The 23,344-nt window shown below is 70.8% G+C and carries 21 protein-coding genes and 1 pseudogene; 13 read left to right on the forward strand and 9 right to left on the reverse strand.

Annotated elements, in window-relative coordinates; genetic code table 11:
• Positions 1 to 26: 26 nt before the first annotated feature.
• The 5 genes and pseudogenes from FB157_RS11120 (at position 27) to FB157_RS11135 (ending at position 2,491) form a co-directional block, all read left to right on the forward strand.
• On the forward strand, positions 27 to 434 hold the full coding sequence (locus tag FB157_RS11120) for a CBS domain-containing protein (protein WP_186581448.1): 408 nt from the start codon (positions 27 to 29) through the stop codon (positions 432 to 434).
• Between the two features lie 67 nt (positions 435 to 501).
• Positions 502 to 798 carry an SCO5918 family protein gene (locus FB157_RS11125; protein ID WP_145878445.1) on the forward strand — a complete coding sequence of 99 codons (297 nt, stop codon included), beginning with the start codon at positions 502 to 504 and terminating at the stop codon, positions 796 to 798.
• Between the two features lie 295 nt (positions 799 to 1,093).
• Positions 1,094 to 1,609 (forward strand): annotated as a pseudogene (locus tag FB157_RS48310) (AraC family transcriptional regulator); the annotation flags it as partial.
• Positions 1,610 to 1,718: 109 nt separating this feature from the next.
• Complete coding sequence (locus FB157_RS48315) at positions 1,719 to 2,066, forward strand: helix-turn-helix domain-containing protein (RefSeq protein ID WP_261386256.1); 348 nt, start codon at positions 1,719 to 1,721, stop codon at positions 2,064 to 2,066.
• Between the two features lie 71 nt (positions 2,067 to 2,137).
• Positions 2,138 to 2,491 (forward strand): hypothetical protein, encoded by a 354-nt coding sequence (locus FB157_RS11135; RefSeq protein WP_145878447.1) that lies wholly within the window; start codon positions 2,138 to 2,140, stop codon positions 2,489 to 2,491.
• Positions 2,492 to 2,656: 165 nt separating this feature from the next.
• On the opposite strand, the gene FB157_RS11140 is transcribed toward FB157_RS11135, so the two are convergent.
• Positions 2,657 to 3,127, reverse strand: coding sequence for a VOC family protein (locus tag FB157_RS11140; RefSeq protein ID WP_186581449.1), 471 nt, complete (start codon positions 3,125 to 3,127; stop codon positions 2,657 to 2,659).
• 400 nt (positions 3,128 to 3,527) lie between these two features.
• Between FB157_RS11140 and FB157_RS11145 the strand changes: the two genes are divergently transcribed.
• The 3 genes from FB157_RS11145 to FB157_RS11155 all read left to right on the forward strand — a co-directional run bounded on the left by FB157_RS11145 (position 3,528) and on the right by FB157_RS11155 (position 5,778).
• Positions 3,528 to 4,142: a DUF1326 domain-containing protein gene (locus FB157_RS11145; RefSeq protein ID WP_145878449.1), complete on the forward strand. Its 615-nt coding sequence runs from the start codon at positions 3,528 to 3,530 to the stop codon at positions 4,140 to 4,142.
• A complete protein-coding gene (locus FB157_RS11150; protein ID WP_145878451.1) occupies positions 4,139 to 4,897 on the forward strand; it encodes a DUF2182 domain-containing protein in 759 nt (252 codons plus the stop codon). Before FB157_RS11145 ends, FB157_RS11150 begins: the two co-directional genes overlap by 4 nt.
• Before the next feature lie 251 nt (positions 4,898 to 5,148).
• Positions 5,149 to 5,778, forward strand: a complete 630-nt coding sequence (locus tag FB157_RS11155; protein WP_145878453.1) for an isochorismatase family cysteine hydrolase — start codon at positions 5,149 to 5,151, stop codon at positions 5,776 to 5,778.
• Between the two features lie 140 nt (positions 5,779 to 5,918).
• Here FB157_RS11155 and FB157_RS11160 read toward each other — a convergent pair whose 3' ends face one another.
• Entirely contained in the window at positions 5,919 to 7,124 is a 1,206-nt protein-coding gene (locus tag FB157_RS11160) for a cytochrome P450 (protein WP_145878455.1), read from the reverse strand.
• Positions 7,124 to 8,122 (reverse strand): DUF1259 domain-containing protein, encoded by a 999-nt coding sequence (locus FB157_RS11165; RefSeq protein WP_145878456.1) that lies wholly within the window; start codon positions 8,120 to 8,122, stop codon positions 7,124 to 7,126. Before FB157_RS11165 ends, FB157_RS11160 begins: the two co-directional genes overlap by 1 nt.
• Before the next feature lie 261 nt (positions 8,123 to 8,383).
• On the opposite strand from FB157_RS11165, the gene FB157_RS11170 reads away from it, so the two are divergent.
• Positions 8,384 to 11,407: a SpoIIE family protein phosphatase gene (locus FB157_RS11170; RefSeq protein WP_261386257.1), complete on the forward strand. Its 3,024-nt coding sequence runs from the start codon at positions 8,384 to 8,386 to the stop codon at positions 11,405 to 11,407.
• A 34-nt stretch (positions 11,408 to 11,441) separates the two neighbouring features.
• Here the strand turns inward: FB157_RS11170 and FB157_RS11175 are convergent, their stop codons facing one another.
• From FB157_RS11175 to FB157_RS11190, 4 genes are all read right to left on the reverse strand, one after another.
• Positions 11,442 to 12,608 carry a PP2C family protein-serine/threonine phosphatase gene (locus tag FB157_RS11175; RefSeq protein WP_261386258.1) on the reverse strand — a complete coding sequence of 389 codons (1,167 nt, stop codon included), beginning with the start codon at positions 12,606 to 12,608 and terminating at the stop codon, positions 11,442 to 11,444.
• A gap of 65 nt (positions 12,609 to 12,673) precedes the next feature.
• Positions 12,674 to 13,894 carry a cytochrome P450 gene (locus FB157_RS11180; protein ID WP_145878458.1) on the reverse strand — a complete coding sequence of 407 codons (1,221 nt, stop codon included), beginning with the start codon at positions 13,892 to 13,894 and terminating at the stop codon, positions 12,674 to 12,676.
• A gap of 13 nt (positions 13,895 to 13,907) precedes the next feature.
• Positions 13,908 to 15,302: an NAD(P)/FAD-dependent oxidoreductase gene (locus tag FB157_RS11185; RefSeq protein WP_145878460.1), complete on the reverse strand. Its 1,395-nt coding sequence runs from the start codon at positions 15,300 to 15,302 to the stop codon at positions 13,908 to 13,910.
• Entirely contained in the window at positions 15,299 to 15,526 is a 228-nt protein-coding gene (locus FB157_RS11190; RefSeq protein WP_145878462.1) for a ferredoxin, read from the reverse strand. Before FB157_RS11190 ends, FB157_RS11185 begins: the two co-directional genes overlap by 4 nt.
• 429 nt (positions 15,527 to 15,955) lie before the next feature.
• Between FB157_RS11190 and FB157_RS11195 the strand changes: the two genes are divergently transcribed.
• Complete coding sequence (locus FB157_RS11195; RefSeq protein WP_145878464.1) at positions 15,956 to 16,633, forward strand: GAP family protein; 678 nt, start codon at positions 15,956 to 15,958, stop codon at positions 16,631 to 16,633.
• Between the two features lie 267 nt (positions 16,634 to 16,900).
• On the forward strand, positions 16,901 to 17,389 hold the full coding sequence (locus FB157_RS11200; RefSeq protein ID WP_145878466.1) for a hypothetical protein: 489 nt from the start codon (positions 16,901 to 16,903) through the stop codon (positions 17,387 to 17,389).
• A 34-nt stretch (positions 17,390 to 17,423) separates the two neighbouring features.
• Here the strand turns inward: FB157_RS11200 and FB157_RS48320 are convergent, their stop codons facing one another.
• The gene (locus FB157_RS48320; RefSeq protein ID WP_261386259.1) at positions 17,424 to 17,969 is read right to left on the reverse strand and encodes a hypothetical protein; all 546 of its coding nucleotides are present in this window, start codon (positions 17,967 to 17,969) and stop codon (positions 17,424 to 17,426) included.
• Positions 17,970 to 18,145: 176 nt separating this feature from the next.
• The gene (locus FB157_RS11210) at positions 18,146 to 18,781 is read right to left on the reverse strand and encodes a MerR family transcriptional regulator (RefSeq protein WP_145878468.1); all 636 of its coding nucleotides are present in this window, start codon (positions 18,779 to 18,781) and stop codon (positions 18,146 to 18,148) included.
• Between the two features lie 206 nt (positions 18,782 to 18,987).
• Here FB157_RS11210 and FB157_RS11215 point away from each other — a divergent pair, with 206 nt between their 5' ends.
• Positions 18,988 to 20,328 (forward strand): DUF3533 domain-containing protein, encoded by a 1,341-nt coding sequence (locus FB157_RS11215; protein WP_145878470.1) that lies wholly within the window; start codon positions 18,988 to 18,990, stop codon positions 20,326 to 20,328.
• A 254-nt stretch (positions 20,329 to 20,582) separates the two neighbouring features.
• Positions 20,583 to 23,222 carry an amino acid permease gene (locus FB157_RS48325; protein ID WP_145878472.1) on the forward strand — a complete coding sequence of 880 codons (2,640 nt, stop codon included), beginning with the start codon at positions 20,583 to 20,585 and terminating at the stop codon, positions 23,220 to 23,222.
• The last annotated feature ends 122 nt before the right edge of the window (positions 23,223 to 23,344 follow it).

Here is a 23,344-nt window from a genome sequence, read left to right on the forward strand (position 1 = left end):
TACGCCCCAACGACAAGGAGCACCCTTTGACGCCGATTCCGTCCCGAACACAGCAGACCGACGACGCCTACGGCACCGGGCTGACCGCCCGCGACGCCATGCACGCTCCCGGGCCGCAGGTCGACGACCACATGACGGTCGACGTGGCCCTGTCCGTGCTCATCGGAGCCCGCGTCTCCCACCTGCTCCTCCAGGACGAGGACGGGCGGTGCGCCGGACTGGTCACCCAGGCCCAGCTCACCGCGCACCGCGGCGGCTCGTGGTACTGCGACCGGACCCGGCTGCGGGACATCCCGCTCGACCGCGGACCGTTCACCTCCTCCAGGGCCGTACTCAGCGAGGCGGAAGCGGCCATGAGGGTCCGGGCCCTGCACGTGTCCCCCGTGATCGACCAGCACGGCTACGCCCTGGGCGTCCTCGCTCTCACGCCCTGACCGCCGTCCGACCACTGCCGGGCAGTCGGCTTCTCCGGTGTTCTTCCCCATCCCTGAGGAGGCATCCATGCGCTGTGTCATCGCCCGTTTCCCCTTCGACCTGATCAAGAGTGAGGTCGAGCAGTCGATGAGCCGCATCACGCCCGAGCCCGTCACCGGCGTGTCCGTGACCATCGGCAGCCGCACCTACCCCGTGATGCAGGTCGGGGAAGTGGTCACCAGGCTGAACCGCCGGGACTTCACGACGGGCGAGATGCGCCGGGCACTGACCCGCCTCGGCTTCATCTGCCACGAGGCCGGCCCGGTCATGCCGGCCCGCAACACGCGAGCCGGCGAAGATGCGCTCGGCTGGTGGCGCGAGTGACTGCCTGCCCGTAGACGGACACGCACGTCCCCATCGGCCCGACCGGCAAGAAGTTGCTGCCTCTGACGGTCAAGAACGCGGGTCCGACGCCGGCGGCGTTTCAGTCCCTCGCCCGTCTGAGTGGGTCCGGCGAACCCCCTCTCCTGACCGGGACGGGGGTTCGCTGGCGTTGAGACCCCGCTGACGGGGCGCCGCCACGCCGGGCCGCAGCCATGCGACGGCGGGCGCACGAGCGTTGCATCATGCCCCGTGGTGATCATTTGCCTGAGAGTCGGGGGACGCTGTGTGGTCAATGATGTCGTCGGAGGAGCTGCCGCCGAGGGAGCGGTTCGACTGGTTCTCGGACCTCGTCTCGCGGGAGGTGATCCCCAGCGCGCTCAGCACCGAGTGCTCCGCCGACTTCGAGGCGAAGGCGGCCGTGCTGGAGCTGGGGGACGTCCGGGTGGCGAAGCTCGGGTTCTCGCCGCTGCGGTCGAGGCGCACACCGGCCCTGATCCGGCGCGGCGATCCCGAGCAGTACCAGCTGGGGCTGATGCACGCGGGCGCGGCGTCCTTCTCCCAGCACCGCAACGACTGCGGCGTGGGGGCCGGGGACTTCGTGCTCTGGGACACCTCACGGCCTTCCGACGCGGAGATACCCGTCTACGGGGGCTCGGCCGGGCTGCTGATGTTACAACTGCCCCGGAACGCCCTCCCGTTGCACGATCGGCACGTCGCCCGCCTGCTCGCCAGCCGCATCCCCGGTGATCGCGGCACGGCCGCGGTCCTGGCCGCCTTCCTGCGGTCCCTCGAAGCGCACGCCGCCCAGTGCACGCGGCCGGAGCTGGAGCGTCTCGGCTCGGTCGCCGTCGACCTGCTCGCCGCCAGCCTGGCTCAAGGGCTGGACGTCGAGGAACGCCGAGGTCCGCACGCAGGCGGTGGTGCGGCGGATCCACGCCTTCATCGAGGACCACCTCGGCGATCCGGACCTGACTCCCGCCACGATCGCGGCCGTGCACCACATCTCGGTACGGACACTCCACCAGTTCTTCCGGGGAACGGGGGAGACCGTCCAGGCCCGTATCCGGCGGCGCCGTCTGGAGCGGTGCCGGGCCGAGCTCGGCAAGACCGGCCTTCTCGTCCATCCGGTCGCGGTGATCGCCGCCCGATGGGGGTTCAGCGGCCCGGCGGTGTTCAGCCGTTCCTTCCGGGAGGCGTACGGGGTGAGCCCGACCGAGTTCCGCGCGCTGAGCGTCAAGGAAACCCGCGCTCACCGCACACTCCGGTGATCACCCGCTTCCTAGTCTTGGCGTCGTTCGATCGGCCTGATCGACATCGCCAGAAAACGGGAGGAAGAGTCATGAAGAAGAGAGTCGCGCAGGTGGCCACGGCGGCAGCCGCGGTGCTCACGTTCGGTCTGTTCAACGCCGCTCCGGCGAGCGCGGCCTCGGCGACCTGCGAGAGCTGGGGCGGCGTGTGCACCAGCGGCTCCGTACCGGCGAACTCCGACCACACGGTCTGTTTCTCCGGCAAGCGCAAGGCCCTCGCCTACTGGGGGCGAGCCGAGCTGTGGGACGCCGACACCGGCGTGATGGTCGGCTCCTTCCCCACCAACGCCTACGAGAACAAGAGCAACTGCGTGGGCGGTCTCTACGGCCAGCACTACTACGAGCGCGGCACGGGCGGCTACTTCTACGGCACGGTCTGGAACTGACCCACAGCTTCTTCCGCGCCCTCGGCGGATCCCCGGTCGAGAGGAGGGCCGGGGCGCCCTGCCCTCCTCTCGGAGCCCCGTCCCCGACCGGGACGGGGCTCGTCGATGTCCGGTGTGCTGCCTGACACGCCGCCAGGCTGCCCTGCACGTGCGGAACGCGGTGGGTCAGGCCGGGGTGTCGGTGTCCTGCGTGGAGGCCGCGAACGCCTCGGGGCCCTGCTCCACCGCCGCCGGGTCCATCCACATGACCTGCCAGCCGTGGCCGTCGAGGTCGAAGAAGCTGCGTGAGTACATGAAGCCGTAGTCCTCGGCGTCGTCCGCCTTGGAGCCGCCCGCCGCGAGCGCGGCGGCGCTGACCGCATCGACCTCGTCGCGGGACGACACGCTGAAGCAGTACAGCGCCAGCGTGTGCGTGGCCGGATCGGCCATCGGCAGCTTCGCGAACTCCGCGAACTTCTCGCGGCTGAGCAGCATGACGAAGGCGTGCTCGCCGACCAGCATGCAGGCGGCGGTCTCGTCGGTGAACTTCGGGTTGAAGCTGAACCCGAGCTTGGCGAAGAAGGCCTTGCTCTTCTCGAGGTCCGCTACGGGGATGTTCACGAACAGCATGCGGCCGGGGTGTACGGGATCGGTCATGGTGGGTCTCCAGTCGGTGGCTCGATGGCGTACGTCCCGTCAGACCGGCCCGGCCGGCGGAACTCATCGGTGGATCTCGGCCCAGCCTGGCGTAGTACAGCAGCGGGTCGGGGGCCCGGCCGCCCGAGGCGGCGAGCACGTCTGCGATGACGGTGCGGTCCGTCGCCGTGATCGGCGCGTCAGGGTCCGGGGGCCCGACGGGCGCCGGGCGTGGCTTCCTGGAGCGCAGGTCGTCCGTCAGCGCCGGCGCGCCCGCCCCGCCCCGGCTGTGGATCTGCGTGACGTGGGCGGTCGGGAATAGCCTGGAAGCAGCTGCTTCGGGGTGGGGCGGACCCTCCTGAGGTATTCAGAATCCTGAGGTATCCAGACCGTCGAGGGGGGACGCGAACAGGGAGGAAGCATGCCCTGGAATCTGAGCGGCACCTACCTGGAGAGCTGCAACTGCGACGCGGTGTGTCCCTGCACCACCTCGGGCCTCACTGCGCCGGCCGACCAAGACCGCTGCCAGGTGACCTTCGCGTTCCACGTGGACAGCGGGAACGTGGAAGGCGTGGACGTCTCCGACCGCAGCGTCGCCGTCTTCATCGACGCACCGCAGGTGATGGCCGAAGGCGGCTGGCAGGTCGCGCTCTACGTCGACGGTTCGGCCGACGAGAGTCAGGCGGAGGCGCTGGGCAAGGTCTTCTCCGGCCAGGCCGGTGGGCCGATGGCGGCGCTGACTCCGCTCATCGGTGAGGTCCTGGGCGTGGAGCGCGTCCCCATCGACTACCACGACGACGGCCGCCGTCACGCCGCGCGCGTGGGCGACGTCATCGACATCGAGATCGAGGACCAGGTCGCCCCGCAGTTCGGCGAGGACGGTCCGGTGATGGGCCTGACCGGCATGTTCCACCCTGCGAACAGCACGCTGACGATCGCCCGGTCCACCCGGGCGACGGGCGTCGGCGTGTACGGCCGGTCCTGGGACTTCACCGGCGGCAACGGGCACTCGGCGCCCTTCACGTGGTCCGCATGACCGCTGGGCCGGTCGCCGGCCGCCGCGCGGCGCGCCCTGCCGGGCTGCTGCTGGTCGCCGCGGCCGCCGCCTGGATCTGGATGGTGACGCGCTGGGGAGGCATGCAGGTGACGGCCGGCACCATGGGCCTGGGACTGCCCGCTTTCCTGGTCGTGTGGACGCTGATGATGGCCGCGATGATGCTGCCCTCCACGGCGCCCGTCGCCGGGCTGTACGCACGCACCATCACCGTGCACCGGTCGAGACGCATGGCCGCTTTCACCGTCGCCTACCTGCTCGTCTGGGCCGCGGCCGGGCTGCCGGCGTACGCGCTGGCCGTGGGCCTGGGCCGGGCGGCGACCCTCCCCGCGGAGGCCGGGACCGCGGTGGCCGCGGCCGTGTTCGCGGTCGGTGGCGTCTACCAGCTCACGCCCCTCAAGGACCGCTGCCTTGCCAAGTGCCGCTCGCCGATCGGACACATGCTTCGCTACGCCTCGTACCCGGGGCCCTCTCGCGATCTGCGTGCCGGAGCCCACCACGGTGCCTTCTGCCTGGGCTGCTGCTGGTCGCTCATGCTGCTGCTGGCCGCGTTCGGACTGATGAACCTGTGGGCCATGGTGGCACTGGCCGCCGTGATCGCCGCCGAGAAGCTCGCTCCGGCCGGCCGTCTGGTGGCCCGTGCCGTGGGCGTCGCCTCGATAGCTCTGGCCGTCGCCGTCTTCTGGGTCCCGGCGCTGGCTCCGGGGCTCACCGGCGGTGGTATGGCCGGTATGTGAAGCAACTTCCCGCTGGTCGGGGCGAACGTCGTCCGCGGCACGGGCGGGGTCGGAGACGGGCTGCCGCTGCCCGGTGGATCGCGGCGCGATGCGGCGGTGTGTCTCCGGCGCCACACCGGGCCGGTGTGGCTTGATCGGCGGGCGGCCGCGTGCCGGGAGGACCCGGACCGGCCCGACTGGTACGCCCGGTACATGGCCGACGAGCAGACCGGCGCCGAACCGCCCCGGTAGGGCAGGTGCAGGGAGGAAGCATGGCCGAGACCTACGATCCCCGCCGCACGGCCGTTCTGCTGATCGACCCCTACAACGACTTCCTCTCGGAGGGCGGCAAGGTCTGGCCGCGGCTGGAGCCCGTGGCCGGCGAGGTCGGTCTGCTGGACCATCTGCGCTCTGTGATCGCCTCGGCCCGTGCGACCGGTGTGCGCGTGGTGTTCGTGCCGCACCGCCGCTGGGAGCCGGGTGACTACGACACGTGGGACCATCCGACCCCCTCGCAGCGGAAGATCCAGCAGTTCCACCACTTCGCGAGGGGTTCCTGGGGCGGGGAGTTCCACCCCGACTTCCAGCCGCAGCAGGGCGAGTTCGTCGCCCAGGAGCACTGGGGGTCGAGCGGGTTCGCCAACACGGACCTGGACATGCAGCTCAAGCAGCACGGCATCACCCACGTGGTTCTCGTCGGCGTCCTGGCCAACACCTGCGTCGAGGCCACCGCTCGTTTCGCCATGGAGCTGGGCTACCACGTCACACTGGTCCGCGACGCCACCGCGGCCCTCGCTCCCGAGATGATGCACGCCGCCCACGAACTCAACGGCCCCACCTTCGCCCAGGCCATCGTCACCACGGACCAGCTCGTCGCCGCGTTCGACGGATCCCGGCCATGACGGTCGGGCTCGTCCGTGCCGAGGCCGGAACTGTGCGCGACTGCACGGCCGAGGGAGCCCCCCTTCCTGAGCGGGAAGGGGGGCTCCCTGGTGTCCGGTGGCGTGTGTGAGCCCGTGAGCCCGACGCCGTGCGGGCCCTCCTACCAGGCCACCGGCAGCTCCAGCGGAAACCGCCTGATCGTTTCCGTGTCCCAGCGCACCTCCTCCGGTGGCACTGCGAGCCGCAGACCGGGGAACCTCTCCACCAGGCGGCCGATGGCCACTTCGAGTTCGGCCATGGCCAACGGCATCGCGATGCACCGGTGTCCGCCCCAGCCGAAGGTCATGTGCGGAGCGGTGGGGCGGTCGAGGTCGATGACGTGGGGGGCCGCGTAGCGCTCCGGGTCACGGTTGGCCGTCAGGTACGACACGTGCACGAAGTCGCCCGCCTTGATCCGCACGCCGTCCAGCTCCACGTCCTCCAGGGCCACGCGTGGGATTCCGACCCCCTTGCGGAAGGGGATGCAGCGGAGCATCTCGTGCACGACGTCGGTCACGGTCTCGGGCCGGCGCCTGAGGTGCTCCATCAGCTCGGGACGTGTCAGGAACAGGTAGGTGATGTCGCTGATCTGGCAGGTCGCCGTGTCCTGGCCGCTGAGCGCCAGCGTCAGTGCCATGACCGCCAGTTCCCTGTCGTCGAGCTGCTCCTCGCCCTCCCGCGCCGCGGCCATCGCGCTGATGAGGTCGGGGCCGGGCGAGTTCCGGCGCTGTTCGACGAGCTTGGCGAAGTAGGCCGTCAGATCGGCCTTGGCCGTCGCGGCGGCCTCCTTGGTGCCCGCGCCGACGACGAGCAGTTGGTGCACGGACTCCTCGATCCGGGGCCATTCCTCCCGTTCGATACCGAGGAGGTCCAGGATGGCGTGCTGGGGGAGCGGGTTGGAGAGGTGCTGGACCAGGTCCGCCGGTGGTCCCTGCTTCTCCATGTCGTCCAGCAGGCGGTCCGTGAGCCGGATGATCCGCCGCCGCATGCGGTCGACCTGCTGCTGGGTGAAGGCCTGCGAGGCCAGGTGGCGGACGCGGCTGCTCAGCGGCGGGTCCATCACGTTGATCGATTCCGGCGAGACGATGGGCTCCGGCGTCATCCGCGGGTAGTCGTGACCGATGATGCCCGCCCGGCTGAACCGTGGGTCGGTGGTCACCTGCTTGACGGAGTCGAAGCCGGTGATCAGCCAGGCGTCCGCATCGCCGTAGGGAAGCCGGATGCGCGCGGGGGAGCGGCGCTGCATCAGGTCCGCGAGCGCGGGGTCGAAGTCGAGTGCTTCGCTGAAGTCGAACGGGCAGGTGATTGTCTCGTGGTCCGCGGCCATCAGCCGGCTCCTCCTGGCATGGGTACGACGTTGGTGACGTCCACGGCCCGGCGAACGGCCCGGGCGAGTCCGACGGCATCGCCGACAGCCCAGTAGTGGACGAAGAACAGGCGTGGTTCGTCGGTGAGGTTGTGGTGGTGCACCTCGACGAGTTCGATCCCGCCGCGTCGCAGGGCCGTGAGGGCGGGCTGGACCTCGGCGGCGATCATGACCAGGTCGCCGCTGAGGGCGGCTCTTCCGCCGCCGAGCGGCTGGAAGTTGACGGAGGTGGTGGAGCCCAGTCCCGGCGGCAGGGCCACATGGCCGTCGGTGACGGTCTCGCGGCGGACATAGGTGGACTTCCAGATCACGCCGTCGGCGGAGCCCCTGACGCCCATCGCGGCGTCGATGGCGGCGGTGTCCAGGTCGATGCGCGGCGAGGAGGTGGCGGGCGTGGCGGGCGGGGTGCCGGTGCAGTCGAACGCGGCGCGCAGACCACGAGCGACGGCGACGGGGTCGTGGCCGTGGGCGTGCAGATGGACCCACCAGACGTCCGGCTCGTGGGCGAGCAGGTGCTTGTGGATGGCGGTCTGCATGATTCCGTGGTCCTGCAGGACGTCGCAGAAGTGCTGCAGCTCGCGCTCGGTGACCACGGCGTCACCCATCAGGAGCGTGCTCCGGTCGGCGTACCGGACGAAGGAGACGTGCGTACCGAGGGCGAGCGCGGGGTCGATCCGAATGCCGCGCGAGTAGACCTTGAGGTCCTTGCGCGGCAACGGCGTGTGGTACATGAATCGCCGCATGTCACCGGGCCGGCCGAGAGACTTGCCCACGTCCGCCCAGTCCGTCAGCTTGGTCATCACCGGTTGGACCGGGGTGCGGCCCGCCGGTCCGGCGGACAGGGCGTCGGCCCGGGCCGGCACGCCGGCACCTATGGGCGCCAGGGCGGCCGCCGCCAGCAGACGACGCCGGGACGCGGAGAGTCGGGAGCGGGTGTCTTGCTGTCTCTCGTCAGTCATGTCATCGGCCTCCACGCAGGATGCAAGCACGGGAAACCGCGTTGATTGCTGATCGGCACAGTTGCACCCGGCCAGGTGGGCTAATGAGGGGGGTTCCCAGAGCGGATGAAGGTGTCTAAGTTGTTCCGATTAGGATGGATTCGACGGGTGTAGATCGCGACAGGTCCACATCCGATCTCTTGCAGCCCAGCGGGTGAGCGGAGGCGACAGTCGACAGTGGTGAACACCAGCGGTGGCGAAGCGCACAGCACCGACCCGTCCATGCCCCACGTCCCCCGTTCGCTGCACCAGCCGCAGGGCCTGCGGACCATAGCGACCGCATGGCCCTCGGACACACACCGCATACGGATGCGGCTGCTCGACGCCGTGGACGAGGACCGGCGCGATGTCGAGGTCCTGCTGACCGCGCTCCAGCAGGCGGTGGCCGAGGTGCACGGCCTGGGCGGCATGGTGCATCTACCGGGCGGCGGCATGAGCGGCATCCTCTACCTGGTCGCCGACAGCGGCCTGCCGGAGTCGATGACCCGGCCCTGGCTGATCATCCCGGTACGAGGCGCGGCCCCGCCCAGCAGGGCCGCCCGCAACGACACCGTCACCTGGCGTTCCGACCTGGCCCCGCCCGACCCGGTGCCCGGCCGGGACCCCTCCGCCCTCTGGCCCTCCCGGCTCCCCGCCGGCATCGGTCACCTGGCCGTCCCGATTCCGGGCGGTGGCCGTCGGCGCGGCGCGCTCTCCGTCCTCTTCGCCCCCGGCGACGAGCCCGGTGCGGCGGAATGCGCGTTTCTGGACGAGGTGGCGGGCTGGATGTCCGGGAGGCTCGCGTCGTCCGGGATCCTCAGTGCGTCGCCCACCCTGCTGCGCGCCCTGGAGAACGAGCCGGGACCGCGGGAGGCCACCCCCGCGTGGGACGTGGAAGGGGCGCCCTGCGTCACGTACACCTGGGACCTGCGCACCGGCGAGCTGACCTCCGACCGGCCGGTCGAGGAGGTGCTGGCCGGGATCGATCCGAAGGTGATGAGCGGTGGCATCGAGGCGTGGGCGGCGCTGATCCACCCGGACGACCTGCCCGGGGCGGTGGCCGGCTTCGACACGGGCATCCAGCTGCGCGGCGGCTTCCAGAACGAGTACCGGGTCCGGCGCGAGGACGGCACGTACCTCTGGATCGAGGCCGGTGCCCGGACGATCACGGACCTGGACGGGACGCCGGTGAAGGTGATCGGCACCCTCCGGGACAGCAGCGAGACGCATGCCGCCGCCGAGTCGGTCGGGCGGGCGCTGCAGCACATGAGCGACGGCTTCGTCTCCCTGGACGCGGACTGGCGCATCGGCTTTCTCAATCAGGCCGCCGAGCGGTTCCTCGGCGCCGCCGGGGACGTGGCCGGAGACCTGCTCTGGAACATCCCCGCGGTGGGTGCGGTGCCGGGGCTGGAGCAGCGCTGCCGGGCGACGGCGGCCGAGGGCCGGCCGGCCGGATTCGACATACCGGGGCCGGACGGGATGTCCTGGTACCACCTGCGGCTGGTGCCGGTGCCGGAAGGCCTCACGCTCTACATCACCGACACCACCGAGCGCCATCTGCGCGAGGCCGAGCGGGCCGCGGCGGAGCGGGCGTCGGCCGAGCGGGCGGCCCTGGTGCAGCGGGTCACGCGGGAGCTGGCCGAGGCCGTCACGGCCCAGGACGTGATGGCGGCGACGGCCGACGGCGTGATGACAGCCCTCGGGGCCACGGGACTCGTCATGCTCGGCGTGGTCGGCGACCGGCTGAACGTGGTCGGCTCCCGCGGATACGCGGAGCGCTTCACCCGGCTGCTGGACGGGCGCTGGACCGTGCGGGACACCATGAACCCGGTGGGAGACGCCCTGCACACCCGCACCCCGCTCTGCATCTCCTCCCCGGAGGAGTTCCTGACGCGTTATCCGGGGACCGAGTCCCTGATCCAGGAGAGCGGCAAGCAGGCCTGGGCCTTTCTCCCGCTGGCGGTGTCGGGGCGCGAGATCGGCGCGGCGGTGATCTCCTTCGGCCGGCCGCGGGTACTGGACGACGACGAACGAACACTGCTGACCGCGCTCAGCGGACTGATCGCGCAGGCCCTGGAGCGAGCCGGGCTCTACGACGAGGCGACGACCCGGGCCCGCACCCTCCAGCGCAGCCTGCTGCCACAGGCACTGCCCGAGCTGCCCGAGGTGACGACGGCGGCGCGCTACCAGCCGGCCAAGCAGGGATCCGACGTCGGCGGCGACTGGTACGACGTGATCCCCCTCTCCGCGGCCCGGGTGGCGCTCGTGATCGGCGACGTCATGGGCCACGGCATGGCCGAGGCCGCCACCATGGGCAGGCTCCGGACAGCCGTCCGCACCCTCTCGGAGCTGGAGCTGCCGCCCGACGAGATCCTCGGCCACCTCAACGACATCGTCGGCGAACTGGGCAACGACGCCTTCGCGACCTGCCTCTACGGCATCTACGACCCGGTGAGCCGGTGTCTGTCGTACGCCAGCGCCGGTCAGCCGCCCCCGGCGGTGGCCCACCCCGACGGCACGGTCACCTTCCTGCCCATGACCCCGGACCCGCCGCTCGGGGTGGCCGCTCCGCCCTTCGAGGCACTCGAGACCCCACTGCCCGCCGGCAGCCTGCTCGCCCTCTACAGCGACGGCCTGGTCGAGAGCAAGGACAGGGACGTCACCACCGGCATGAACCACCTGGCCGAGCTCCTCTTCGAGTCCGTGAACGCCATGCCGGACGCACCCTCGGACGCATCCGACCTGGACGCCCTCTGCGCCACCCTCACCTCCGCTCTGCTCCCCGCCCACGGCGCGCTGACGGACGACGCCGCCCTGCTGCTGGCCCGCACGCACCCGCTGGACGCCGAGAACGTCGCCGAGTGGCCGTTGCCGGAGGACCCGGTGGCGGCGGGCCGGGCACGTGAGCTGGTCCGGGCTCAGCTCACCGACTGGGACCTGGCCGACGAGGACCTGCTCATGACCACCGAACTCGTGGTCAGCGAGCTGGTCGGGAACGTCGTCCGGCACGCCTGCGGCCCCATCCGGCTGCGCATGCTCCGCAGTCGCGCACTGATCTGCGAGGTCTCCGACGCCAGCCTGACCACGCCGCACATCCGCCACACCTCCGCCACCGACGAGGGCGGCCGCGGCCTGCAGCTCATCTCCGCGCTCTGCCAGCGCTGGGGCACCCGCCACACCCGCACCGGCAAGGCCATCTGGACCGAACAGCCCCTGCCTTCCGCCCCGGTCCGACCGGCACGGGACGGCACCGGCTCGGGACCGTGACACCCGATGGCCCGAGGTGATGCATGGAGGGCGGCTACGTCCGGCCGTCGGGGGTGGGGTGCCATTCGACCAGGACGATGGTGGCGTCGTCGCGGAGCCGGCCCCGGTGGTGGTCGAGGATGGTGTGGATCAGGCGCCTCAGCGCCTCGGGGGCGGGCTCCCCGGACGACAGTGAGCGGGCGACGAAGTCGGCCAGGCGTTGCTCACCGAACAGTTCCCCGGTCTGGGACCGGGCCTCGGTGACGCCGTCGGTGTGGATCAGGACGCGGTCACCGGGTTCCAGCTGGGCCTGGTGAGCGGTGAGCGTGTCGCGGTTGCCGGGACCGAGGCCCAGCGGCAGCTGGCTGGGAGCCTCCAGGGCGTGGGGGACGATGTGGCGGCCGCGTATGAGCAGCGGCGGCGGGTGGCCGCAGTTGACCCAGCTCAGGCTCCCGCTGTCGAGGTCCAGGTCGGCGAAGACTCCGGTGAGTATGCGGTCGGGCAGCCAGTGTTCGAGTTCGGCGTCGACCCGCTCGGCGATGCCGGTGAGTGTGCCGTCGGCCAGGCGGGCGGCGCGGCAGGTGGCCAGCGCGACCGCGGAACACAGCCCTGAGGCGAGGTCGTGTCCCATGGCGTCGACGACGGCCAGGTGCAGCCGGGAGTCGTGCAGGCTGTGGTCGAACGCGTCGCCGCCGATCTCGTACGCGGGCTCCAGGACCGCGGTGGAGGTGACCTGGTGGGTGCCCAGAGTGCGCGGGGGCAGGAACGCCCAGACCATCTCGGCGGCGATCGTCATCGGCCGCCGCCGTGTGGTCAGGGCGTACAGGTCACTGAACCCGCTCTTGCCGACCACGATGACCGCGGCGACCGAGGCCAGGATCTCCGCATGGTCGAGCAGCCGGGCGGTCAACCGGTCCGCGGTCACCCGAAGCACGCCGATCCGCTCCACGCCGTCGATCAGCGGCAGCCAGAGGGTCAGCGCACCGTGCCGTGACAGCTGCACCGATTCCGTTCTGTACGCCCATCCGGCCACGGTGCCCTCGATCGGGATCGGCTCCGCCGCCCCGCCGCCCGACATACCGGGACTGGGGGGCAGCGGCACCAGCAGCCTTTGCTGGACGTCGGCCAGAAACAGGAGCGCCGCGTCCATGCCCAGGGCTTCGGCCGCGGCATCCACGAGCCCGGCCACCTCCAGCGGCGTCGCCTGGTGCGACCGCGTCACCAGGTCTGCGAGCACCTCACCGAGCACGTCAGGTGCGCTTGGCTCTCCAACGGGAGGCTGTCGAGTCACCCCACGCTCTGCTCGACCGGCAGATGGATCGGACCGCGAAGAACCGGGCTGCGCCGGTACGGCGGCGGGTCTGCGAGCAGTCTGGGCCGGTCGAGGCGGCGTACCAGTTCGGTCAGCGCGATCTGGGTTTCCCGTCGGGCCAGCGGGCCGCCGAAGCACAGGTGGATGCCGCTGCCGAAGCCGAGGTGCTGGTTGTCCCGGCGATCGGGGTCGAAGCGGTCGGGATCGTGGAAGCGGTTCGGATCGCGGCTGCCCGAGGCCAGCATGAGGATGATCCGCGAGCCCTTGGGGATGACGGTGTCGGCGACCGTGATGTCGCTGTAGGCCGCCCGCCAGGGAACGATGTGCACGGGCGGTTCGTAGCGCAGCAGTTCCTCGACCAGCGGCACGATGAGGCCGGGTTCGTCGCGTAGTCGTTGCAGCACCTGTGGGTGGCGCAGCAGTGTCAGCATGCCGTTGGTGATGAGGTTGACGGTGGTCTCGTGGCCGGCGATCAGCAGCAGGTTGGCGGTGGCGACGATCTCGTCGTCGGTCATGCGCCCGTCCGGCCCGTCGTCGTTGGCCAGCCGGGACAGGAGGTCGTCGGTCGGCCGGCCGTGGCGTTGCTCCACCAGCCCGCCGAGGTACTCGCGCAGGGCCGCGCCGGCCCGCCGGCCGTTCTCCAGCTTCTCCTTCGGGTCGGTCTTGGGGTTGTAGTCGATCGACTCGATGATGTCGTTCACCCACAGGTGGAACCTGGGCTCGTCCTCGCGCGGCACACCGAGCAGGTGGCAGATCACGGTGACGGGGAACGGGTAGGCGAAGTCGTCGACGATGTCGATCTGCTCCTTGCCCGCGAAGGCGTCGATCAGACCGCCGACGATGGCGGTCAGGTCGGGATCCATACCGGCCACCAGCCCCGGGGTGTGCGGGGGACCGAAGTGACGCATCGCCATACGCCGCAGGCGGTCGTGCTCGGGAGGGTCGAGGTTGATGAACGCCGGCGCGCCGGGCCTCTCGAACGCCTCCATCGGATGCGACAGATTGCGGACGTCGGAGCTCAGGTGCGGGTTGTGCAGGATGTCCGCGAGCTCGCGATAGGTACTGATGACGTAGCTGCCGTCCTCCTGCAGGGCCACCGGCGTCTCGCGCAGCTCGGCGTACAGCGGGTACGGGTCGGCGCGGGACGAGTAGTCGAGGATCCGGAGCAGCGTGGCGGGCTTCTCGGTCGTGGTCATCTTGCCTTCCCCCTTACCGGTGGTGCTGCTGCATGGACGTGACGCGCCGCTCACCCGGGTCATTGCCGGTGACGACCACAGTGGCTCCCCGGGCGATCAGCTCGGGGCCGGGGAAGTCGACAGGCACCGGTTTGTTGTCGACGGGCTGGTCGGGCGTGGGGCAGGGCGGCGGGAAGGGCGCGGCCGACTCGATCAGCTGCCGGTAGTGGTCCAGCCACTTCGCGTTGTTGAAGCTCACCGCGGCGGTGACCCGGCCCCGGTAGCCGTAGGCGGCGACGAAGCGGCGGTCGGACACCGACCCCTGCGTGACGACGACCTCGTCGGCGAAGGTCGGTACGCCGACGGACTTGATGTTGACGCCGAACTGGATCGACCAGAACAGCGGGATGGTCAGGTGGGGCCAGCGGTCCGCCTGGCCGCTGACCATGTTGTGGGCGGCGACCTCGGCCTGCTCCACGGCGTTGGCCCAGTGCTCCAGCGAGATGAGCCGGTACTCGTAGATCGGGTTCGGGCAGCGTGCCACGTCTCCGGCGACGAAGACGTCGTCGGTGATCAGGCCGTTGATGTCGAGGGCGCGGCAGCCCGTGTCGCAGGCGATGCCCCACACGCCCGCCGCGAGTCCGGAGTCCCGCAGCCAGTCGGTGTTGCGGATGCCCCCGAGTGCCACCACCGCCACGTCGGCGTCGATCGTGCTGCCGTCGTCGAAGTGGGCGCGGCGGAAGTGTCCCTGCGCGTCGCCCTCCAGCCGGGTGACCTTGACGCCGCAGCGCAGGTCGACGCCGTGAGCGCGCTGCATGTCCGAGGCGACCTCACCGATCATGGCACCCAGCGCCCCGACCAGCGGGGCCGGTGCGAGTTCGGCGACGGTCACGGGGATGTCCCGCTCCCGGCAGATGGAGGCGATCTCGGAGCCGGTGAATCCCGCACCGATGACCAGGACCCGGGAGGGCCCGGCGGCGAGGGCCCGCTGCAGGCCTTCGGCGTGCTCGCGCGTGCGTACGACGAAGACCCCGTCCAGGGCCGCCTCGCTCTCGACGAACCAGGGCCGGGCGCGTACTCCGGTGGAGATCAGCACCCGGTCGAAGGGAATCTCGCGTCCGTCGGCGAGACGCACCTGGTTGGCCGCGAGGTCCAGCCCGCTGGCGGGCACGCCCAGCAGCCACTCCGCGTTGATGTCACGGCGTCGCGGCAGCGTGGTGGCATCGGCCGGCACCCACCCGGTCAGGACCTGCTTGGACAGGGGAGGCCGGTCGTAGGGCTCGCCCAGCTCGTCACCGATCATGGTGAGCGAGCCGGTGAAACCCTCGTCCCGCAGCGCCTCGGCGGCCCGCAGTCCGGCCAGTGAGGCCCCGACGATCACGATGCGGCCGTCGCGCTTGAACTCTCGCAGGTTGTCGGCGCTGGTCATGACTTCGACGCCTCCGCCGGTACGTCCCGTCCCTCCAGCTGGTCGACCAGAATCGCCTGGACCGGGCAGGCGGCCGCGGCCCGCAGCACCTGCTCGCGCCGGGCGTCGTCCGGGCTCGGGTCGTACATCAGTGCTTCCTCGCCGTGCATCCGGAACGCGTCCGGAGCGAGGAACGCGCACTGCGCATACCCCTCGCATCGGGAAAGGTCCACGACAATTCTCATCCCGACCTCCACAGGGACTGCAGGCTGCGGACCCGGAAGCCTGCGCCACTGCGGCGCACACGGCGCGGGACAGGCATCGCGAGAAGGGATTCGGCCGTCGCCCACCCTTGCGAAGTGCGAAGGGGCGGGCCACGCTCGCCGGGCCACCGCAGAAGGAACTGATCGTCGGATCGTCGCAAGTAAGGCGACCGGGGGCCGCAAAATCACCCAAATGGCGTGACCTTGCAGTCAAAAGCGTATCCCTGGCGCACATCACCTGCACCCGGGAAAGGGCTGCCCTGCCTGTCTGGAGCCTGTCCCGAGGCTGCCCGGAGCGGAGGCGCCACCGTCATTCACTCGCACGCCACGTGGCCATGCGGCGAAGGCCGTGCGCCGTCGTCGATTCTGTAGCTGCGATCAGAGCAGTTCCTCGATGCGCCGGAGGCACGCATGGGCAAGGCGTTGGGTGATGTGCTCGGCCTTGCGGCCGGTGTCGCGGTCAGCCCTCTTCCGATCGTCGCTCTCATCATCGTGCTGGCCACGCCTCGGGGCCGTCTGAACGGACTGGTGTTCGTCACCGGCTGGGTGGTGGGTCTGTCGGCCCTGGGTGCGGTGGTGCTGGCCGTCGGCGGCCAGGAGAAGGCCGACACCCACGGGCATCCGGCCGACTGGGTAGGGGTTCTCAAGCTCGTTCTGGGCGTGGCACTGGCTCTCTTCGGGCTGAGGCTGTGGCGTCATCGCCCTGCCGATGTCACGCAGGCGCAGTTGCCGAAGTGGATGGCGGCCATCGACAGCTTCACAGCGGTGAAGATCTTCCTTCTCGCCCTGCTGCTGTCGGCCGGGAACCTGAAGAACGCCCCGCTGACCATTGCCGCGGCAGCGTCCATCAGCTCGTCGGGGCTGCCGGTCGGTGAGCAGATCGCCACGCTGGCGATCTTCGTCGTCATCGCTTCCGCCGGGATGCTGGTCCCGCTCGGGGTCTTTCTGGTCATGGGGGAGCGGGCGAAGAACACCCTGGGCAACTGGAAGGAATGGGCGGCGCGGCACAACATGGCCATCATGGCGGTGCTGTTCTTCGTGTTCGGGCTGAAGCTGCTGGGGGACGGCATCGACGTTCTGGTCTCCTGACGAGCCGGCACCGCCTCCGGGTGGGCTGCCGTCCCGGCTACTCGTCTCTCTGCAGGATGTACGTGCTGCGCGAGTCCGGGTCGCCGAAGAAGAAGCAGGGCTCGAGTGCCTTCCTGTCGTTGCGCCGCAACTCGAATGTCCAGGTGTAGGTACTGGGGGGCCGCGGGCGGTCCGTCGGCCGGGATCAGTCCCGAGAACCCGCTCACCTCGGAAGGCGCCCAGGCCCTGCTCGCCATGCTCCCTGCCCGAGTCGAGCTCGAGCCGGGCATGAGTGAGCGGGAACTCGATCGCGTCGAGGAGCGCTGGGGATTCCGTTTCGTTCCGGAGCACCGGACCCTCCTGGGTGCGGGACTGCCGACCGGGGGCCGCAACTGGCCCGACTGGCGCAACGGCGACCCGGAGGACCTGGCGGAACGGCTCGCCCGGCCGGTGGACGGAGTGCTGTTCGACGTGGAGCACAAGGGTTTCTGGCATCCGGAGTGGAGTACGAGGCCGGCGGACCCGCAGGACGCCCTGGAGGTGGCCCGCACATACCTGGCCGAGGTCCCGGTGATGGTGCCGGTCCACTCGCACCGCTATCTGCCGGCAGATCCGGAGCGCACGGGCGCGCCGGTGCTGTCGATGCACCAGACCGACATCATTTGCTACGGCACCGATCTGGTCGACTACTTCCATCACGAGTTCGGCCGGCCCGTGCCCACGCCCGAAGGCCATCAGTACGCCACGATCCCGTTCTGGTCCTACTTCCTGGACTGAACGGCGACGGCCACGACTGCTGCGCGGGCGGCGCTCAGCGGGACTCGGTCGTCACGGTGGGGATCTCCTCCTGTACGGGTGCGCCGCGGCCGATGGTCATCGACCAGCGCACGGAGGAGGGGGCCTCCACGGAGGCGACACCGCTGTGGGCCGCTCCGCCGAGGTCCAGCTGGTTGTAGGTGGTGCTGGCCTTGCCGGCGAGGCACTCCAGCCGGAAGGAGGCGTGCACGGGCCGCACTGCGACCTTGATCCTGCCCGCGCCTTGGCAGCGGACGGCGACGATCAGCGCGTCCCCCTTCCTGCCCTTGGCGAAGGCGATACTCGCGTTCCCGGTGGTCGCCTTCTGGCGGCCGGCCAGCGTCTCGTCGGCGTCCAGCTCCGGGGGCTGTGGGGCCGAGGGCTGTGCGCTGCTGCCCGGAGTCGCCGTCGCCGTCGTCGTCGCCGTCGTCGACGCCGAACCCGGATCGGACGAACGCGCGGGCCGCGCGGGCTTCTTGGCCTCGGGGTGGTCCGAGGTGCAGCCGGTGAGCGGAGCGAGCAGCGCGGCACACGCGATGCTCAGTCCTGCGAGGGTCCGCAAACGCCTCCTGGGCGTGGGCATGACATTTCTCCCTCGGTCCGGGGTGGTGACACGCCGGGATCGACCGGTCGCTCGCGGCTGATCATGTCAGCGGCGAAGGGCGGACCGGCGTCTTCCGCCGGTCTTCTGAGCAAGACGTGAGCTTCGCTTCGCGACGCCGGCCTGCGGTCGGCGGGTCAGGCCGGGTGCGCCTGTGTGCGCTGGTGGCGCAGTTCGCCCTCCTGGGCGAGTCGGCGCAGCAGCGCCAGGACCGGTTCGAGGAGCAGGATCACGATGGCCGCTCGTTCGGCCAGCTGTTCCGGTGCTTCGATGCCGTCGAGCTGTTCGAGGTCGAGGCGGGCGACGGAGGCGGCGAGCCTCGCGTAGGGGAGCAGGTCGTCGTTGTCGAAGGGGACGCCGAGGCGGCTGAGTTCCTGGAGGCCCGCCGCCAGCGCGTGCGGGTGGGGCGAGTCGTCCGAGATGTCCCACTCCAAGGCGTCGAGCAGCTGCTCCACCTGCTGGAGTTGCTCCGAGCCGACCTCCGCGTAGCCGGGCTCCGCCGGGATCGGCAGCGCGTGGTGCAGGACGCCGAGGGTGGGACGGGACTCCTCCGGGTGGTCGACCGCCGCCAGTACGTCCCGGGCGGCCGCGATGGACAGGCCCCCGCGGGCGGTCAGTGCCCGGATCAGCCGCAGTCGCTGGACGTGCTCCTCGCCGTACTCGGCGATCGTGGCGCCCGTCGAGCGGCCGGGCGGCAGCAGGCCCTCGCGCAGGTAGTACTTGATTCTCCCCACCGGAGTGCCGGATCGGCGGCTCAGCTCCGAGATCTTCATGCGCTCCCTCGACTTTCGGCTGGTGCCCAGTGTCCCAGGTGCCGGCGGCTGGACCCCCATCTTGGAAAGTGCTACTTTCCAGTCTTGGAAAGTACAGGTTTCCAGTGCGTCGCCCGTCCCGGCGGCCGACGTGAGCACCGCGCACACAGGTGGCGCGAGCACCGCGCACCCGAGACGCGAGCGCCGCGCGCACAGAGGAGAAGCGCATGGCCAGTTCACCCGCCCACGCCCGCACCAGCGCACGGCACCTGCTGAGAGGGCGCCGCCTGTGGGTCGCCTCCACAGTGGTGATCGGCCTGCTGTCCTTCCTGCTCTCGCTGCTCTACCTCGGCGCGAACAGCAACCCCGCCGGGGCGATGCACGACCTGCCGATCGCCGTCGTCAACGCCGACCGAGGGGCCGTGCACGGAGGCAGGCAGCTGAACCTCGGCGCGCAGATCACCGAGCAGGTCGCCGCCGCCCCGCAGCTCAGGGGCAAGGTCACCTGGAAGCGGGCGGACCGTGCCGAGGCGAAGCGGCTCATGGGCGAGAACAAGGCGTTCGGGGCGCTGGTCGTCCCGGAGGACTTCTCCGCCTCCGTGCTGGGACTCGCGGCCAAGGGCGACACCTCCCCGTCCCGGCCGACGCTGGAGATCCTCACCAACCCCGCGGCCGGCAGCTTCGGCTCGAACATGGCCGAACAGGTCGACCGCGCGGCCGCACACAACGCCTCGGTCACCCTGGGAAAGAAGCTGGGGCAGCAGCTGGCCCAGCAGGCCGCCCGAGCCCATGCGGCCGGGAAGCACGTCGCCGCACCGAGCGCCCCCGAGCGGCTGCTGCTCGCGGACCCGGTCGAGGTCGTCGTGGCGCAGGGCCATCACCTGGGCAGCCACAGCGGATACGGCCTGACCGCGTTCTTCTACACCCTGGTGCTGGTGCTCGGCGGCATGCTCGGCGCCAACGTCATCCACATGCAGGTCGACACCGCCCTCGGCTACGCGGCCAAGGACCTCGGCCCCTTCCGCACCGCCGAGCCCGTCCGGCACCTGAGCCGGACCCGGCACTTCCTCGTCGGCTGTGCGCTGATGGCCGGGGTCTCCCTGGTCACCTCGGCGCTGGCCATGGCCGCTGCGGTCGGGATCATCGGCATCGACGCCTCGCACCTGGTGCTGCTCTGGATCTTCGGGGCCGGCGCGACGATGGCGATGGGCTGCACGGCACTCGCCCTGCTGGCGGTCCTCGGCACCCCCGGCCCGCTCGTCTCGATGCTCGTGCTGATCGGCCTCGCCATCCCGTCGGCGGGTGCCACCATCCCGCTGCAGGCGCTGCCGTCCTTCTACCGCTTCCTCGCCGAGTTCGAGCCGTTCCGCCAGGTCCTCGACGGGGTCCGGTCGATCCTCTACTTCGGCGCCCGGCTCGACGCGGGACTCGCCCGAGCCTGGACCATGACCGGCGTGGGACTCGCGCTCTCGCTGCTCCTCGGACTGGGACTGACCCGTCTCTACGACCGCAGGGGCCTGCACCGCACCGCACAACTCGCCCCGGCCGCACTCCCCACGGCCGCCTGACCGGCCCCGTAGCAGGCGGCTCACCGCAGCGGGCCGGCAGCTCCTCGACCAGGTCGTCGACCGCTGTGCCGAGGAGGAGCAGCACCTCCTGGCCCCGATGTCCGACGACGAACGCCGGCTGCTGGCGCTCCTCCTCGGCCGCATGGAGGAATCGCTCCGCACCTGAGCCGCACACGAGGCTCAGGTGCGGAGCGGACCCGGCGGCGACGCCCCGCGCTGTTGCGGAGGGCAGTGGCCCGGCGTTGGAATCAAGTGTGAGGCACTTTGGCGGCATCGAGTCCGTCGGCCGCCCTGCGCCCGCGACGGGTGTCGGCCGCAAAGGGCTCAGGAGCAACGCCCTCGGCATGTTCTCCTCGGTGGCCATGGGCCTGGCTTCCGCCGGCCCGGCGTACAGCATCGCCGCCACGCTGGGCATCATCGTGGCCGGGGTGGGACTGCAGGCCCCGGTCGTCACCATGCTGGCCTTCATCCCGATGCTGCTGGTCGCGTACGCCTTCCGGGAGCTCAACGCGAGCAACGCCGACTGCGGGACCACTTTCACCTGGGCCACCCGCGCGTTCGGACCGCGCACCGGCTGGATGGGCGGCTGGGGCCTCATCGTCGCCAACATCGTCGTCATGGTGAACCTGGCCGAGGTCGCCGCTGTCTACGGCTTCCGGCTGCTGGGCCTGGACTCACTGGGGGAGAGCCGGCTGTGGACCACGGTGGCCGGCATCGTCTGGATCGTCCTGCTGACCGCGATCTGCTACGTCGGCATCGAGGTCTCGGCGGCCGTCCAGCGCTGGCTGCTGTGCCTGGAAGTGCTGATGCTGATCCTGTTCGCCGTCGCCGCGCTGGTCAGGGTCTACACCGATCCTCCCGCGACGGCGATCCATGTCTCCGCCTCCTGGTTCAACCCCTTCGAGGTGTCCTCGACACAGGCCCTGACCTCGGGCGTCCTCGCCGGCGTCTTCATCTACTGGGGCTGGGACACCGCCTTCTCGGTCAACGAGGAGACCGTCGACAGCGCACACGTCCCCGGGCGCGCCGCGGTCCTGTCCACCGTGCTGCTCCTGGGCATCTACGGCCTGGTGTCCACGTCGTCGCAGGCGTTCGCGGGAGTCGGCACCACCGGCATCGGGCTGGGCAACCCGAACGACTCGGCCGACGTGTTCTCCGGACTGGGCGATGCCGTCTTCGGGAGCCACGAAACGGGGATCATCCTGTCGCGACTGCTGATCCTGATGGTGCTGACCTCGGCGCTGGCCTCCGCCCAGACCACCATCCTGCCCCTGGCCAGGACCGTCTTCTCCATGGCGGTCCACAAGGCCGTCCCCGCCCGGTTCGCCCGCATCCACCGCAGGTTTCTCACCCCGACCTGGGGGACCATCGGCATGGGAGCGGTCTCGATCGCCCTGCTGATCCTGCTGACGTCGTTCAGTCAGAACGTCGTGGCCGACTCGATCGACTCGGTCGGTCTCGCGATCGCGTTCCAGTACGGACTGACCGGCTTCGCCTGCCTCTGGTACTACCGCAAGATCCTCACCCGCAGTGTCCGGGACATGATCTTCAAGGGCGTGTTCCCGGCGCTCGGCGGGCTGATCATGCTGCTGCTGTTCCTGTACGCCGCCTTCGGCGTCTACGCCGACCCGCGGTACGGCACGACCAGCGTCGATCTGCCGCTGATCGGACCGACCGGCGGGGTCACGGTCCTGGGCCTGGGTGCCCTTCTGATCGGTTTCCTGCTGATGCCGTTGGTCACCCGTGGCCACACGGTGGCCCTGAAACTCCAGCGGAACCTGCTCCCGCGCCATCTGCCGGCGCACACCGCCGTGGACTCGGCGGCCCGCTACCAGCCCGCCGACAGCGGGTCCGGGGTGGGCGGCGACTGGTACGACGTCATCCCGCTGTCGGGCTGCCGGGTCGGCCTGGTCGTCGGGGACGTGCTGGGTCACGGCCTGCGCGCCGCGGCGACCATGGGGCAGCTGCGCACGGGGGTACGCGTCCTGGCCCGCCTGGACCTGAGCCCGGACGAACTGCTGTCCCGCCTGGGCGACCTCGCCGAGCAGACCGCGCGTGAGCGCAGGACCGGACACGGTCCCGGCCACCTGAGGCCGCGGGACACCACGATCCGGGGCGTGGCCTGCCTGTACGCGGTGTACGACCCCGCTTCGGGCAAGTGCCGGCTGGCGCGGGCCGGGGACTCGGTGCTCGCGGTCGTCGTACCCCACCCGGGTGTCGTCGAGCGTCCGGAGCTGCCGTCCGGGCCGCCGCTGGGAGTGGGCGGCCCGCCCTACCAGAGCACGGAACTGGAGTTCCCGCCGGGCAGTGTCGTCACCCTTTTCACGGGTGGCCTCCTCCAGGCGGCCGACGACCGTGCGGCCGGCCTGGCGCAGCTGTCCCGGGTGCTCGCCGGCGACTGCGGGTCCCTGCAAGGGCTGTGCGACCTGGTGGTGGACACCCTGCTGCCCGGCGCGGTGGACGTCGACGCGACCGTGCTCACGGTCCGCACCCGCATGCTCGACCAAAACCAGTTCGCCCAGTGGGCACTGGTCTCGGACCCGGCGGCGGTGGCCACCATCCGTTCCGCCGTCGCGAAGCAGCTCGGCGACTGGGGGCTGGACGACCTGGCGTTCACCACCGAGCTGATCGTCAGTGAACTGGTCACCAACGCCATCCGCTACGCGGGCGGCGGCCCGATCCAGGTACGCCTGATCCGCGACCGGAGCCTGATCTGCGAGGTCTCCGACACCGGCCACACGACGCCCAATCTGAAGCACGCGGAGACCGACGACGAGGGCGGCCGGGGCCTGTTCATCATCGCCCAGATGACCCACCACTGGGGCACGCGCTACACCCCCACCGGCAAGACGATCTGGACCGAGCAGGACCTGCAGCCGGCGGACGGCCAGTAGTGCCCCGCTCGCCGGCTGTTCCTCGGAGCAACCACCCGCGGAGGGTGAGGCCGTACCCACCGATCGGTTCGATCCTGTCGGGAAGGCGACCCGGCGCGGCGCCGGGCCGGCAGGTCGGGCCA

Origin of the sequence: Streptomyces sp. BK340 (assembly GCF_007827595.1) — a bacterium.
In the GTDB taxonomy this organism is placed as follows: domain Bacteria; phylum Actinomycetota; class Actinomycetes; order Streptomycetales; family Streptomycetaceae; genus Streptomyces.